The 15,153-nt window shown below is 72.9% G+C and carries 11 protein-coding genes; 5 read left to right on the top strand and 6 right to left on the bottom strand.

The window, feature by feature from the left end; translation table 11 throughout:
* Window positions 1-2: 2 nt before the first annotated feature.
* The 4 genes from FHT26_RS05925 to FHT26_RS05910 all read right to left on the bottom strand — a co-directional run bounded on the left by FHT26_RS05925 (window position 3) and on the right by FHT26_RS05910 (window position 7,513).
* Complete coding sequence (locus FHT26_RS05925) at window positions 3-5,237, bottom strand: type I polyketide synthase (protein WP_168559245.1); 5,235 nt, start codon at window positions 5,235-5,237, stop codon at window positions 3-5.
* Between the two features lie 13 nt (window positions 5,238-5,250).
* Entirely contained in the window at window positions 5,251-6,027 is a 777-nt protein-coding gene (locus FHT26_RS05920; protein WP_168559244.1) for a thioesterase II family protein, read from the bottom strand.
* Window positions 6,028-6,180: 153 nt separating this feature from the next.
* On the bottom strand, window positions 6,181-7,101 hold the full coding sequence (locus tag FHT26_RS05915; RefSeq protein ID WP_168559243.1) for a PA2778 family cysteine peptidase: 921 nt from the start codon (window positions 7,099-7,101) through the stop codon (window positions 6,181-6,183).
* Window positions 7,102-7,105: 4 nt separating this feature from the next.
* Window positions 7,106-7,513, bottom strand: a complete 408-nt coding sequence (locus tag FHT26_RS05910) for a PA2779 family protein (protein ID WP_168559242.1) — start codon at window positions 7,511-7,513, stop codon at window positions 7,106-7,108.
* Between the two features lie 176 nt (window positions 7,514-7,689).
* Between FHT26_RS05910 and FHT26_RS05905 the strand changes: the two genes are divergently transcribed.
* From FHT26_RS05905 to FHT26_RS05890, 4 genes are read left to right on the top strand one after another with little or no spacing between them, the layout of a single operon-like run.
* Window positions 7,690-8,889 (top strand): multidrug effflux MFS transporter, encoded by a 1,200-nt coding sequence (locus FHT26_RS05905; protein ID WP_168559241.1) that lies wholly within the window; start codon window positions 7,690-7,692, stop codon window positions 8,887-8,889.
* 42 nt (window positions 8,890-8,931) lie between these two features.
* Window positions 8,932-9,858 carry a tRNA (adenosine(37)-N6)-dimethylallyltransferase MiaA gene (gene miaA / locus FHT26_RS05900; protein ID WP_168559240.1) on the top strand — a complete coding sequence of 309 codons (927 nt, stop codon included), beginning with the start codon at window positions 8,932-8,934 and terminating at the stop codon, window positions 9,856-9,858.
* Entirely contained in the window at window positions 9,855-10,538 is a 684-nt protein-coding gene (locus tag FHT26_RS05895; protein ID WP_168559239.1) for an ABC transporter ATP-binding protein, read from the top strand. Before miaA ends, FHT26_RS05895 begins: the two co-directional genes overlap by 4 nt.
* A gap of 2 nt (window positions 10,539-10,540) precedes the next feature.
* Complete coding sequence (locus FHT26_RS05890; RefSeq protein WP_349238097.1) at window positions 10,541-13,081, top strand: FtsX-like permease family protein; 2,541 nt, start codon at window positions 10,541-10,543, stop codon at window positions 13,079-13,081.
* A gap of 12 nt (window positions 13,082-13,093) precedes the next feature.
* Here the strand turns inward: FHT26_RS05890 and FHT26_RS05885 are convergent, their stop codons facing one another.
* A complete protein-coding gene (locus tag FHT26_RS05885; RefSeq protein ID WP_210427272.1) occupies window positions 13,094-13,591 on the bottom strand; it encodes a M48 metallopeptidase family protein in 498 nt (165 codons plus the stop codon).
* A 91-nt stretch (window positions 13,592-13,682) separates the two neighbouring features.
* On the opposite strand from FHT26_RS05885, the gene FHT26_RS05880 reads away from it, so the two are divergent.
* Window positions 13,683-14,249: a DUF1415 domain-containing protein gene (locus tag FHT26_RS05880; RefSeq protein WP_168559237.1), complete on the top strand. Its 567-nt coding sequence runs from the start codon at window positions 13,683-13,685 to the stop codon at window positions 14,247-14,249.
* A gap of 12 nt (window positions 14,250-14,261) precedes the next feature.
* Here FHT26_RS05880 and FHT26_RS05875 read toward each other — a convergent pair whose 3' ends face one another.
* Window positions 14,262-14,927 carry a hypothetical protein gene (locus FHT26_RS05875; RefSeq protein ID WP_168559236.1) on the bottom strand — a complete coding sequence of 222 codons (666 nt, stop codon included), beginning with the start codon at window positions 14,925-14,927 and terminating at the stop codon, window positions 14,262-14,264.
* Window positions 14,928-15,153: the final 226 nt, after the last annotated feature.

The following is a 15,153-nucleotide window of genomic DNA, read 5'->3' as shown; positions in this document are numbered from 1 at the left end:
CGTCAGCGCCTCTTGCGCAGCAGGCGCGCCGCGTCGTCGTCGGACAGCTCGGCAACGCTGGCGAGCACCGGCGCCACCGGCTCCGGCGCGGCAGGCACCACGACCACCACGGGCGCCTGCTCGCCCGCGAGAAAGCCCACCAGCGCCTCCACCGTCGGGTAGTTCCACGCGAGCGTCGCCGACAGCGGCTTGCCGTGCAGCGGCTCCAGCCGGTTGCGCAGCTCCAGCGCCATCAGCGAGGTCAGGCCCATCGTGCCGAGCGGCTTGCGCGCATCGATCTTCGACGGCGTCAGCTTCAGCACCCGGCCGACGACGTCGCGCACCGCGCGGTCGAGCGCGCGGCGGCGCTCGGCGGGGTCGCTGCTGCCGGTGAGGGGTGCATCGGCGGTCGGCTCGCCTGCATCGGCGAGCAGCTCGCGCAGCAACGGAACATCGCGCGCGCCGAGGCTGCGCCGCATCGCGTGCCAGTCGACCGGCATCACCAGCAGGTGCGGCACGTCCTGGCGCAGCGCATCGCCCAACAGGGCCAGCGCCTGCGACGGCGCGAAGCCGCCGATGCCCTGGCGCTGCAGCTCGTCCAGCTGGCGCCGGCCGCCGTCGCCGCGCATCACGCCGGTCTGCGACCACACGCCCCAGCCGATGCTCTGCGCATGCCGGCCCTGCGCGCGGCGCTCGCGTGCCAGCGCGTCGAGGAAAGCGTTGGCCGCCGCATAGCTCGCCTGGCCGGCCTGCGGCATCAGCGCCGCCATCGACGAGAAGAACACCAGCCGATCGAGCTCGGGCAGCGCGCGGTGCAGGTTCCACGCGCCCTGCAGCTTCGGCGCCAGCACCGCGGCGAGCGATGGCTGATCGAGCTCGTGCAGCAGCACGTCGTCGGTGATGCCGGCCGCATGGATCACGCTGCGGATCGGCGGGCGGCCTTCGGCGCGGTGGCGCGCGAGGAAGGCCGACAGCGCGGCCTCATCGGCGATGTCGACCGCCGCGACATCGACGCTGGCGCCCAGCGCTTCGAGCTCGCGCACCGCCTGCACCGCCGGCGTCGGCGACGCGGCCCATTGCGCGCGCGGCGGCAGCGGCGTGCGGCCCAGCACGACGAGATGGCGCACGCCTTGCGCGACCAGCCAGCTGGCGACATGGCGGCCGACGCCGCCGAGCCCGCCGGTCACGAGGCAGCTCGCATCGGGGCGCCACGGCGGCGCGAGCGTCGGCCGCGGCGCGAGGCGGCGGAGCACCGGGCGCGTCCAGCGGCCGCCGCGCAGCGCGCACGAGCCGGCATCGGCCTGCACCGCGTCGATCACCGATTCCAGCGCGCCGTCGAGTTCGACCAGGCCGCCGAAGCGGTCGCCATGCTCGGCCGCCAGCGTCGCGGCCAGGCCCGACAGCGGCGCCTGCGCGAGCGAGCCCGCCGTGACGAGCCACAGGCGCAGCTCGCGACCGGCCGGCCGGCGGATCACCGCCTGCGCGTCCTGAACGATGGCGTGCAGCGCCGGCACGTCGCCGATGGTCTGCAGGTCCAGCGGGCGCAGGTCGATGACGTCGACGCGTTGCTCGGTCGTCAGCGTCGACAAGGCCGCGGCATCGGCGAGACGATGCACCGTCTCGCCGCGCTGCTGCAGCGCCTGCGCCAGCCCACCGCGGTCGCCGATCACCGCCCATTCGCGCGCCTGCGGCCGCACGACCAGCGTGGCCTCGGCGGCATCCAGCACATAGAAGGCATCGGCCGCATCGGCGCGGGCCGCGGCGCCCAGGCGTTCGAGCACCAGGCCGTCGAGCTGCAGCACCGGGCCTTGCTCGTCGAACAACACCGCATCGACACGCACCGGCTCGCCATCGCGCTGCGGCGCGGTCGCGCGGGCGTGGATCCAGCCGGCGGCGGACAGCGGCCGCAGCCGGCGGGCGCCGTCGAGCCGCGTCGGCAGCCACAGCTCGCCGGGCGGCGCCAGCGTGACCATCAACTGGAAGCAGGCATCGAGCGCCACGGGGGCGATGCCGAAGCGCTCGTCGGCCATCGGCGCGAGTTGCGCCAGCGCTTCGGCCGGCGCGAACCAGGCTTGCGCAATGCCGTGCAGTGCGGCGCCGAACTTCGCGCCGATCGCATCGAGCCGCGCGTACAGCTGCTCGCCGCTCACCGCGGGTTGCATGCGCAGCCGCGCCGGCGCGGTCGTGTCGTGCGCGGCCGCGGCGAGCGGTGCGGCATGGGCCTGCGCATGCAAGGTCCATGCGGACTCGCCGCGGGTCTGGAAGCTCAGCGCCAGCATGCCGTCGGCACCGGCCACCGCCTGCAGCTGCAACGCGCTCGCGGCCTCGGCCTGCAGATGCAGCGCGCGTTCGAAGCGCAGCCCCTGCACGCCCGACCCTGGTGCCAGCGCCTGCACCGCGGCGAGCGACAGTTCCAGCCACGCCGACGCCGGCAGCACCGTGCTGCCGTGCAGCGCATGCGCGAACCAGGCCGGCACGCGCGCCGGGTCGATCGAGAGGTTCCACAGCGCGCCCGCCGGCGTGCCCGCCAGCGCGATGCCGACGCCGAGCACCGGATGCCGGCTGTCGACCACCGGGCCATGCCCCTGCACGCCGGCCGGCGCGATGTCGGCCGCGGCGATCCAGTGGCGCTCGCGCTGCCATGGGTAGGTCGGCAGCGTCAGCGTGCGGCCGCGCGGCAGCACGCGCGGCGCGTCGAGCGGCACGCCGGCGCAATACAGCGCGCCAAGCGCCGTGCGGAGGGCCGGCAACTCGGGCTCGTCGCGCCGCGCGCAGGCGATCGTCGTCGCCTCGTGCCCGTCCGCCTGCGCCGTCTGCTGCACCGACGGCAGCAGCACCGGGTGCGGGCCGAGCTCGACGAACACCGTGATGCCATCGGACAGCATCTGCTGCACCGTCGCGCCGAAGCGCACCGGCTGGCGCAGGTTGTCGGCCCAGTAGCGGCCGGTCAGTTCGGCCCCCTCGGCACGGCGCGCGAGCACCGTCGAGTACAGCGCGGCGTGCGTCGTTCGAGGCTGCAGGTCGTGCAGCTCGGCGGCGAGTTCGGCCGCGAGCGGCTCCATCTGCGGGCTGTGCGAGGCCACGTCGACCTTGACCAGCCGGCAGAACACGCCTTCGGATTCCAGTTGCGCGATCACCGCCTGCACGACCGCCGGATCGCCGGAGATCACGCTGGAACGCGGGCTGTTGCTGACGGCCACCGCGACCTGGGCTTGATGGCCGGCGATGCGCGCCTGCGCGTCGGCCATGCCGAGCTCGACCAGCGCCATCGCGCCCAGCCCGCTGGTGCGGCGCATCAGCGCGCTGCGGCGGCAGACGATGCGCATCGCCTCCGGCAGGCTCAGCGCGCCGGCCACCGCGGCGGCGGCGACCTCGCCCATGCTGTGGCCGACAACGGCATCGGGCTCGATGCCGAGCGAGCGCCACAGCGCGGCATAGGCCCACGCGAGGGCGACCAGCACCGGCTGGATCATGTCGATCTGGTCGAGGCGGTACGCGGCACTGCCCGGTTCGGCGGCAAGCTGTTCGACGATCGACACGTCAGTGAACGGCCGGGCCGCCTCATCGCAGGCGTCGAGCGCGGCGCGGAACACCGGCTCGCGCGTCATCAGCTCGCGCGCCATGCCGGCCCACTGCGCGCCCTGGCCGGGGCAGACGAACGCGATCTTCGGGCGCGTCGACGGCGCGACGCCCTCGGCCGCGGCCGCCTCGCCGTCGGCGAACCGCTTCAATGCGGCGGCCATGGCCAAGCCATCGTCGGCGACGAAGGCGGCGCGGCGCTCCAGCGCGGTGCGGCGGGTCGCGGCGTTCCAGCAGACATCGGCCAGCGATGCGCCATCGGTCAGCAACGCGGCGTAGCGCAATGCGAGCGCGCGCAAGGCCGCATCGCTGCGGGCCGACAGCAGCAACAGCGGCACGGTGGTCTCGGCGCTGCGGGTGTCGTGTTGCGGTGCCCCTTCGAGCACGACGTGCGCATTGGTCCCCGCAATGCCGAACGCGCTGACGCCGGCCAGCGGCGCCCCCGCCGGCCACGGACGCGCCGCGCGGGCGACCTCGACCGGCATCTGGGCCCACGGGATCGCCGGGTTCGGCTCGACGCAATGCAGGCTCGCCGGGATCTGCCGGTGCTGCAGCGCGAGCGCCGCCTTGATGAAGCCGGCCACGCCGGCCGCGCCTTCGGTGTGGCCGACGTTGGTCTTCACCGAGCCGACCGCCGCACGCGCGCCGTTCGCACGGCCTTCGCCCAGCACATCGGACAGCGCGCCCAGTTCGACCGGATCGCCGGCCCGCGTGCCGGTGCCATGCGCCTCGACATAGCCGACCTCGGCCGCCGGGCGGCCGGCATCGCGGTAGGCGGCGCGCAGCAAGGCCTGCTGCCCGCTGCGGCTGGGCGTGCCCATCGAGCCGCTGCCGTGGCCGTCGTTGTTGACCGCGCTGCCGCGGATCAGCGCGTAGATGTGGTCGCCGTCGGCCTGCGCCTGCGCCAGCGGCTTCAGCACCACCAGGCCCGCGCCCTCGCTGCGCACGTAGCCGTCGCCGCGCGCATCGCCGAACTTGCAGCGGCCGTCGGGCGCCATCATGCGGCTCTGCGAATACGCGATGCTGATGTGCGGCTGCAGGATGATGTTGACGCCGCCGGCGATCGCCAGCGTGCATTCGCCATGCCGCACCGCCCGCGCCGCAAGGTGGATCGCCGCAAGCGACGACGAGCACGCGGTGTCCAGCGTCAGGCTCGGGCCGCGCAGCCCGAGCGCATACGACAGCCGGCCCGACGACGCATAGCGCCCGCTGCCGGTGGTCATGTAGAAATCGACCGCCTCCGGGTCGCTGAACAGCCGGGCCTCGAAATCGCCGAGCCACTGGCCGACGTAGACGCCGGCGCGGTCGGCATCGATGCGCGCCAGGTCCTGGCCGGCGTCTTCCAGCGCCTCCCAGGCGGTTTCGAGCAGCAGCCGCTGCTGCGGGTCGAGCCGCTCGGCCTCGCGCGGCGAGATGCCGAAGAACTCGGCGTCGAACTGGTCGATGCCGTCCAGGAAGCCGCCCCAGCGCGTCATGATGCGGCCCGGCGTCGCGGGCCGCGGGTCGTGGTAGTGGCCGAGGTCGATGCGGCTCGCCGGGATCTCGGCGATCGCGTCGCGGCCTTCGCTCAGCAGCGACCAGAAGCTCGCCGGGTCGTTGACGCCGCCGGGGAAGCGGCAGCCTATCCCGACAACAGCGACAGCAGCAGGAGCTGGCATGTCGTGGTCGTCGGCGTGCATCGGGGCCTCGGGGTCAGGCGAAGGAAGGAGACGTTGCCCAGAGCGGCGCCAACGTGACCGACAGGTCGGCCAGCAGCGCATCGCGCCGGCCGGCCAGGTAGAAGTGGTCGCCGGGGAACACTCGCACGCGGAACGGGCCGCGCGTCTCGCCGCGCCAGCCGTCGAGGTGGGCGCGCGGCGTCAGCGGGTCGTCGCTGCCGCCGAACACCGACAGCGCGCAGTCGAGCGGCACGCGGCCGGCCGGCGGCTGGTGCGTTTCGAGTGCCGCGATGTCGGCGCGCAGGCTGGGCAGCAGCAGCGCCATCACGTCGGCATGCTGCAGCAGCTCGGCCGGGATGCCGCCGTAGCGGCGCTGGATCTCGGCGACGAAGGCGTCGTCCGGCAGGCGGTGCAGCGGGGCGTCGCTCGACGGCCAGTGCGGCGGGCGGCGGCCCGACACGATCAGCTGCTGCGGCCCCGGCGCGCCGTGCTGTTGCAACGCACGCGCCATTTCGGCGGCGAGCACCGCGCCCATGCTGTGGCCGAAGAACGCGAACGGCTTGCCGTCGAAGTCCGCGCGCAACGCCGGCAGCAGTGCGTCGACCAGCGCGGCCATGCGGTCGATCGGCGGCTCGTCGAGCCGGTTCGCGCGGCCCGGCAGCTGCACCGCGACCAGCTCCAGTTCGGCCGGCAGGCCGGCCAGCCACGGCCGGTACACGGCCGCGCCGACACCGGCATGGTGGAAGCAGTACAGCCGGGCTCGCGCCTCGGTGCGGGGAGTGAAGCGTTGCAGCCAGGAATTTGCGCTCATCGCAGGACGCCGTCGACAACGGGGTCGAGCCCGCCCGAGTGCGGCCTGTGATCCTCCGTGTCTTTCCAGTGAAGCAATGTAAAGTCAAAAGGCGCCGCGACACCCTGGTGACGACCCCCCATCTGAGTGAGGCGGCGCCCCCTGGAATGCGGGTCAGCGTGAGCGATTCAACGCTTCGTCGAGCGCCTGTTGCGCCTGCGGCTGCCAGCGGTCGTGCAACGCGAGCGCGGCCCGCGCCGCCTGCACCGCGTCGTCGCGGCGGCCGAGCGCAAGCAGCGTGTCGGAGAGGTTGATCCACGCCGCGGCGCTGCGGTGCTGTTCGGCCGCGGCACGGAACACCTCAGCCGCCTGCGCCGGCTCGCCGGCAGCGCGCAGGCTGTTGCCCCGGCCGACCTGCAGGCTCAGCACACGCGGCCAACGCTGCAGCGCCGACGCATACACGCCGGCCGCGACCGCCGGCGGTGCGCTGCGCTCGAAGCCGACGGCTGCTTCGATGGCAGATTCTGCGTGCGCGGTGGCCGGCCAGTCGCCCGGCGGCAGCGCGACGAAGGCCCAGAAGCCGGAGCGACCCCAGGTGTGCTCGAAGGTCGACAGCGGCAGGCGCTCGCGCTCGGTGCGGCCGGAACGCAGCAGCACTTCGCCGCGCGGCAGGTCGTGCCCGACGACGACCGCGTAGTGCCACAGCGGCACGAACGACAGCCCGAGGTTCTGCAGCACGACGACCGGGTGGCCGGCTGCCAGCTCGCGCAGCAGCGCCTCGAGCTCGCCGGGGATGCGCGTCGCGACCGCGCCGTGGCGACGCGCGCCGGCCAGCATCTCGGCCTGCAGGCTGCCGGCACGCGCCGGCACGAAGACCTCGTCGGCCAGCGCGACCGGACCGACCGCGATGCCGGCTGCGCCGAGCGCGGTGGCCAGCGCCGCCGGGCCGCACTGGTGGTCGGTCTGAGGGAAGAACGGCGTCGCGCGCAACTCGACGACCGGAGGCAGGTCGGCGGGCGGGTGCGCGCGCAGCGCGGCGGTCTGCACCGCGCAGCCGGTGAGGAAGAGGCTCAGCGCCAGCCACGCGGCGCGCATCGACTCAGCGGATCGGCCGCGTGAACGGGAACACCTTGGTGTAGCCGAGGATGTCGGTGATCAGCAGCAGCACCAGCACGAAGATCAGCGAGCCGACGATGTCGTTGGCGCCCGCCGGCGCGCGGTCGATCTCGTCGCCGAGCCGCGCCGCCTCGGCATCGCTCAGCGCCGCGATGCGCAGGCGAGCCTGGTCGAGTTCGACACCGCGCTCGGCCAGCGCGCGGGCGACGTCGTCGCGCTGCAGCGCCGCCAGCAGGCGCTCGCGCTGCGCGGCGCCGCTGACGATGCCTTCGCTTTCGGCGACCTGCTCGGTGCCGATCGTCAACGCATGCGCCGGCGCACCGGCCAGCGCGAGGCTCGCGGACAACACGGCGGACAACACGAAGGACGGACGGCGGGTGGCAGGACGCATGCGGGGATCTCCGGCGGGTCGGGACGGCGCGGGTGGGCGCGACGGGCCATCGTAGCAAGCCGGCCGAGGTCAGGCGAATCCGCGGCGCGAGCCTGATAGGCTCCGGGTCTGCGCCGCTGCATGCGTGCCGCGCGCCCCCTCCCCTTCATGCTGCCGTGACCTCTTCCCGCCATTCGATGAGCCCCGCCGTGGTGGTGCTCTCGCTGATCCTGCTGCTCGGGATCCAGCCGGTCACGACCGACCTGTACCTGCCGGCGCTGCCGATGCTGACGCGCGCGCTCGACGCGCCGGTGTCGGCGGCCCAGCTGACGCTGTCGGCGCTGATCATCTGCTTCGGGCTGGCGCAGCTGGTCTGCGGGCCGCTGGCCGACCGCTTCGGCCGCCGGCCGGTGCTGCTGGCCGGACTCGCGCTGTACACCGTGGCCAGCGTGCTGAGCGCACTCGCGCCGTCGATCGGCTGGCTGGTGTGGTGGCGCGCGCTGCAGGGCGCCGCGATGGCGGCGGCGGTGACCTGCGGCCGCTCGATCATCCGCGACCTGTACGCGCCGCACGAAGGTGCGCGGGTGATGTCGCGCGCGCTGAGCGGCCTGGGCGTGATCGCGATGGCGAGTCCGGTCATCGGCGGCCTGCTGGCGCAGCACCTCGGCTGGCATGCGGCGCTGATGGCGCCGGCGGTGTTCGGCGCGCTGACGCTGGCCTTCATCGCGTGGCGCTTCGACGAGACGGTGCCGGTGCCGAATGCCGGCGCGACGCGGCTCGGCCCGCTGCTGCGCAACTGGGGCAGCGTGCTGCGCCACCCGACCTTCCAGGCCTGGGCCGCGCTGTCGGCCTTCACCTACGGCGGGCTGTTCTTCCTGCTGGCCGGTTCGTCGTTCGTGTTCATCGAGGTGCTCGGCACCTCGCGCGTGGGCTACGGCGTGATCATGCTGAGCAACTCGCTGGCGTACACGCTGGGCACGCTGCTGTGCCGGCGGCTGCTGGCCTCGCACGGGCTGCGCCGCACGGTGGCGGTCGGCGGCGGCTTCACGCTCGGCGGCGGCGTGACGATGGCCGCGCTGAGCCTGGCCGGCGTGCACGCGGTGTGGGCGATCGTGCTGCCGCAGTGGCTGTACGCGCTCGGCCACGGCATCCACCAACCCTGCGGGCAGGCCGGCGCGGTCGGCCCGTTCCCCGAGAAAGCCGGCACCGCAGCGTCGCTGTCGGGCTTCGGCATGACGCTCAGCGCGCTGGCGGTCGGCCTGTGGCTCGGCAAGCACCTCGACGGCACCGTCTACCCGCTGACGCTGGGGATCGGGCTGTGCAGCGTCGGCGTGGCCACGGTGGCGTGGACGCTGGTGCAGCGGCACGGCGAGCCGGTGTTTGCCAGAGCCGCCTGACGAATGTGTCCCGAAACAATTGACGAGAGCTCCTTGCGCCCCATGAACTACCTCTGCCTCGCCGGCCCCACCGCTTCCGGCAAGACCGCCGCCTCGCTCGCGATCGCGCAGGCCCTGGCCGAACGCGGCAGGCCGGTCGAGATCGTCAGCGTCGACTCGGCGCTGGTCTACCGCGGCATGGACATCGGCACCGCGAAGCCCGGCGCCGCCGAGCGCGCCGCGGTGCCGCACCACCTGATCGACATCATCGAGCCGAGCGAGGCCTACTCGGCCGCGCGCTTCGTCGGCGATGCCGAGCGGCTGATCGCCGAGATCGGCGCGCGCGGTGCGTTGCCGCTGCTGGTCGGCGGCACGATGCTGTACTTCAAGGCGCTGTTCGAAGGGCTGGACGCGATGCCGGCCGCCGACCGTGCGGTGCGTGCCGCGCTGGAGGCCCAGTGCGAGCGCGACGGGCTGCATGCGCTGTACCGCGAACTGCAGCGCGTCGACCCGGTCACCGCGAAGCGGCTGCAGCCGGGCGACCAGCAGCGCATCCAGCGCGCACTGGAGGTGTACCGCGTCAGCGGCCAGCCGATCTCGTCCTTCCACACCGAGAAGCCGGCGCGCGAGCTGCCGCCGCTGATCTCGCTGGAGCCGGCCGATCGCGCGTGGCTGCACCAGCGCATCGAAGCCCGCTTCCACCAGATGCTCGAAGACGGCCTGGTCGACGAGGTGCGCCGGCTCGAAGCGCGTGGCGACCTGGATGCCGACATGCCGTCGATGCGCTGCGTCGGCTACCGGCAGACCTGGGAGGCGCTGGTCGAGGACGACCTCAGCGAGCTGCCGGAACGCGGCATCGCCGCGACGCGCCAGCTCGCGAAGCGGCAGATCACCTGGCTGCGCGGCATGCCGCAGCGGCAGGTGATCGCCTGCGATGCGCCGGACGCGCTGGCGCGCGCGGTCGAGTGCGCGCTGCGGCTGGTCGCATGACCGCGCTGCTCGAGGTGCGGGGGCTGGCGAAGCGCTACGGCGACACGCCGGTGTTCGCCGGTGTCGACCTGGCGCTCGCAGCGGGTGAATTCGTCGCGGTGCTCGGCGAATCGGGCGTCGGCAAATCGAGCTTCCTGAACTGCCTGGCCGGTCTCGACACGGTGGACGCCGGCTCGGTGCACATCGCCGGCACCGAGATCACCGCGCTCGACGACACACGGCAGGCGCTGTTCCGGCGCGCCCACCTCGGCTTCGTGTTCCAGGCCTTCCACGTGCTGCCGCACCTCAGCGTCGCGCAGAACGTCGGGCTGCCGCTGCTGCTGCAGCACCGGCCCGACGAGGCGCGCGTGGACGCGCTGCTGGCGGCGGTCGGCCTCGACGGGCTCGGGCCGCGGCTGCCGCAGACCCTGTCCGGCGGGCAGTTGCAGCGCGTTGCGATCGCCCGCGCACTGGTGCACCGGCCACAGCTGATCCTGGCCGACGAGCCGACCGGCAACCTCGACCCGGCCACCGCCGAACGGGTGATGGACCTGCTGTCGGCCCAGGTGCGCGAGCAAGGCGCCTCCTGCGTGCTGGTGACGCATTCGCGCACCGCGGCCGCGCGGGCCGACCGGGTGCTGACACTGACGCCGACCGGCATGAACGCCCCGGCACCGTCGGGCACACCGGCCGGGACCTGACCGTGCTGTCGCTGCTGCGCCACCTGTCCTGGCCCGAACTGCGGCACCACCCGTGGCGCAACCTGGCCGCGCTGCTGGCGGTGATGCTCGGGGTCGCGCTGGCGTTCTCGGTGCAGCTGATCAACCAGTCGGCACTGGGCGAATTCAGCTCGGCGGTGCGGGCGGTCAACGGCGAGCCGGATTTCGAGCTGAGGAGCCAGCGCGGCGGTTTCGACGAAGGGCTGTACGGCCGCGTCGCGACGCAGCCGCAGGTGGCCATCGCCAGCCCGATCGTCGAGCTCGACACCTACGCGTTCGACGCGCAGGGGCAGCGCGTGCCGCTGCACGTCGTCGGGGTCGATGCGCTGGTGGCGGGGCCGCTGTCGCCGGCCTTGATGCCGCGGCCCGCAGCGCCGGCGAGCGCGGCCAGCGATGCCGCGGAGGATGACGATCGCTTCGCGGTGCTCGCGGCCGACTCGATCTTCCTGAACGCGCAGGCGCAGCTTCAACTCGGGCATCCGCGCCGGGTGCGGCTGCAGACGACGGCCGGCAGCGTCGAGCTGCAGGTGCGCGGCAGCATCGGCGCGAACGGACCGGCGCTCGCGGTGATGGACATCGCCGGCGCGCAATCCACCTTCGGCTGGAGCGGCCGGCTCAGCCGCATCGACGTGCGGCTCGCGCCCGGCGCCGACCGCGCGGCCGTGCTGCGTGCGCTGGCGCTGCCCGAGGGCGTGCGTGCGGCATCGCCGGACGAGGCGGCGCAGCGCGTGTCGAACGTGTCGCGCGCCTACCGCGTGAACCTGACGGTGCTGGCGCTGGTCGCGCTGTTCACCGGTGCGTTCCTGGTGTTCTCGATCCTGTCGCTGTCGGTCGCGAAGCGGCAGCCGCAGCTGGCGCTGCTCGGCGTGCTCGGGCTGGGCGGGCGCGAGCGGCTGCAGCTGGTGCTGGCGGAGTCGGCGCTGCTGGGGTTGGTCGGCAGCCTGCTCGGGCTGGCGCTGGGCACCGGGCTTGCCGCGTTGGCGCTGCGGCTGCTGGCGGGCGACCTGGGCGGCGGCTACTTTCCCGGCGTGGCACCGCAGCTGCAGTTCAGCGCGCTCGCGGCCATCGCCTATGGCGGGCTGGGCGTCGCGGCCGCGCTGGTCGGCGGCTGGCTGCCGGCGCGGGCGGCGCAGCAGCTGGCGCCCGCGCTGGCGCTGAAGGGTCTGGGCACGCAGCAAGGCCGCGCGGCGCGCTGGCCCGGGCCGGTGTTGCTGATCGGGGGAGTCCTGCTCGCGCTGATGCCGCCGATCGCCGAGATCCCGCTTGCCGCGTACGTCTCGGTCGCCTGCCTGCTGCTGGGCGGCATCGCCTGCGTGCCGGCCGGCGTGGCGGCGCTGCTGTCGCTGCTGAAGCCGTCGACGCGGCCGCTCGCTCTGCTGGCGATCGAACGAGCCCGCCACCAGCGCAGCACCGCGACGATCGCGGTGGCGGGCGTGGTCGCGAGCCTGAGCCTGGCGGTCGCGCTGACGGTGATGGTCGCGAGCTTCCGCGATGCCGTCACGCATTGGCTGGACACGGTGCTGCCGGCCGACCTCTACCTGCGCGCGGCGGCCGGCCCGGGCGGCAACGACGTGGTGACGCTGCCGCCGCAGCTGCTGCAGCGCGCGGCTGCAATCGGCGGCGTGCTGCGCGTCGAGTCGCAGCGGGTGTCGGTGGTGCAACTGGATCCGCAACGGCCGGGCGTGATGCTGATCGCGCGGCCGTTGGCGCGGCCGGAGACGGCGCTGCCGCTGGTCGGCGAGCTGCTGCCGCTGCCGGACGGCGAGCGCGCCGCGTACGTCAGCGAGGCGATGGTGAGCCTGTACGGCGCGGCGCCCGGCACGCGGCTCGACCTGCCGCTGCCGAACGGGCAGCGCGCGCGGCTCTTCGTGCGCGGCGTGTGGCGCGACTATGCGCGCCAGCATGGCGCCGTCACGCTGACATCGACCGACTACCAGCAGCTCACCGGCGACACGCAGGTCAACGACATGGCGCTGTGGCTGGCGCCGGGCGCCGATGCCGGCGCGGTGCAGGCGGCGTTGCGGGCCGCGGCGCAGGCGAGCGGGCTCGATGGGCGCTTGCTGGAGTTCGCATCGCCCGGCGAGATCCGCGCGCTGTCGTTGCGCATCTTCGACCGCAGCTTTGCCGTCACCTACTGGCTGCAGGCGGTCGCGATCGCGATCGGGCTGTTCGGCATCGCGGCCAGCTTCTCGGCCCAGGTGCTGGCCCGCCGCAAGGAATTCGGGCTGCTGGCCCACCTGGGGTTGACGCGCCGCCAGGTGCTGGCGGTGGTGTCGATCGAAGGCGCGGTGTGGACCGCCGCCGGCGCGTTGCTCGGGCTGTTGCTGGGGCTGGCGGTCAGCGTCGTGCTGGTGAAGGTCGTCAATCCGCAGAGCTTCCACTGGACGATGGACCTGCTGCTGCCCTTGGGCCGGCTCGCGGCCTTGTGCGCCGCGGTGATCGCCGCGGGCACGCTGACGGCCTGGTTGTCGGCCCGCAGCGCAGCGGGGCGGCAGATGGCACTGGCCGTCAAGGAAGACTGGTGAGCGACGTGCGGCTCAGGGTGCGCGCGATGCCCCTGCCTCGCGCCAGGTGAGGTAGACGCGCAGGTCGAACTCGAGCTGGTGGTAGTCGGGTTCCATGTGCGTGCAGAGCTGGTAGAAGGCCTTGTCGTGCGCGCGCTCCTTCAGGTGGGCGAGCTCGTGCACCACGATCATCTTCAGGAAATCGGCCGGCGTCGTGCGGAACACGCCGGCGATGCGGATCTCGCGCTTGGCCTTCAGCTGGCTGCCCTGCACGCGGGAGGTCATCGTGTTCAGGCCGAGCGCCTGCTCGACGACCTGCAGCTTGTTGTCGAACACCACCTTGCTGAGCGGCGGCGAGCTGCGCATGTAGCGGTTCTTCAGCGCCATCGTGTAGTCGTAGAGCGCGCCGTCGGTGCGGACCTCGTGCTGGTCGGTGTAGCGAGACGCGAGGCGCTCGCCCAGCGTGCCGGCGGCCAGCAGGTCGCGCACCTGGGCTTGCAGCGGTTCGGCATAGCCGGTCAGGTACTTCATTGGCGGGGTCATCGGCGGGGCGGTGCTGCAGTCGTTCGAGCGAGTCGCGCAGTGTGCCAGCACTGCCTTCGGCACCGGCGACAATCCGCGGATGGACATCGATGAAGAGGCCGTGGCGGCCGAAACCCGCGCGTGGGTCGAACTGGCCGTCGTCGGGCTGAACCTGTGCCCGTTCGCGAAGGCGGCACAGGTCAAGAACCAGATCCGGTACGTGGTCAGCGATGCGGCGGACGAAGAAGCGCTGCTCTCGACGCTGTGCGACGAGATGCAGCGCCTGGTCGACACGCCCGCGGCCGAGGTCGAGACGACGCTGCTGATCCATCCCGGCGTGTTGGGCGACTTCGGCGACTTCAACGACTTTCTCGGTGTTGCCGAAGCCGCGGTCGACGAGATGGGGCTCGAAGGCGTACTGCAGGTCGCGGCCTTCCATCCGGATTTCCAGTTCGGCGGCACCGAGGCCGACGACATCACGAATGCCACCAACCGCTCGCCCTGGCCGACGCTGCACCTGCTGCGCGAGGACAGCATCACGCGCGCAGTCGACAGCTTCCCGGATCCCGACAGCATCTACGAGACCAACATGCGCACGATGGAGACGCTGGGCGTTGCCGGGTGGTTGGCGCTGCGGCAGCGCTGCAAGCAAGATGCTATGGGGTGAGTTCGGCTCGTTTCAGTCGGCGGCGAAGCAGTAGAACAGGCCGGCGCCACCGGTGGTCTTCAGCGCCTCCGGGCTGCAGCCGCGCGACGGGTGCGACGCATTCCACGACTTCGCAGGCGCCTGCTCGTCGAGCCCGGTGCGATCGTGGTGGCCGACGACTGCCGAGCCCTCGCCGCTTTGCGTCCAGTTGCCGCAAGTCAGGTTCTTGTCGCCGGTGGCGACGCGGCCGTCCGGCGTCGAGCCGGTCAGCATGTCGTGCAGATTCGGCGTGTCGCCACGGCCGTTGATCACCTCGCCTTTTTCGGTGAGGGCGGTCTGCTTGGTGAGGTTGTTGGCACCGTGGAGCTGCTCGACGTCGGTCGCCACGACGACGCCCCTCGCGTTCCGCCATGGACCGCGTCCGATGCGGTCTCGGGCGCTGATCGGCGTGGCGCCTCCGGTGCTGTCTGTGCTGAGGTAGGCACGCCAGGTCCTGTCGCCCGCGCCGACAGCGCTCGCGAGTGCCGTGCAGTACTTGTCAGCGCCCGCCAATCCGCCCAGATCGGCACCCTTGCCCGGGTTCGCACTGGTCACGAAGAAGCTCATCGGGTTCTTGTTGGCTGGCGCCCCGGCGCATGCGGCAAGACCAGCGAGGCAGGCCAGGCAAACCGGCGCGATCCAGTGACGGGAGATGGTCATGACGCGTCCTCGATGAAGTTCATGGAATGCGAGACCTTAGGGCATGATCTGGAACGCGGCAATGCGGGTATTGCTTGGAAGCAGTCGCGCATGTGGTGCGTATACCGTCGCTGCAGACAGCATCCACGCAGCGCAATTCGAATCCCCCAAAAGCGAAACCCCCGTCACCTTGGGAGGAGACGGGGGTTGGCCTTATTAATAGCCTGACGATGTCCTACTTTCACAC

Source organism: Rhizobacter sp. SG703 (assembly GCF_012275445.1).
GTDB lineage: Bacteria > Pseudomonadota > Gammaproteobacteria > Burkholderiales > Burkholderiaceae_C > Rhizobacter.
The sequence above is the reverse complement of the archived record's forward strand: the minus strand, read 5'-3'. Positions and strand labels throughout refer to the sequence as shown.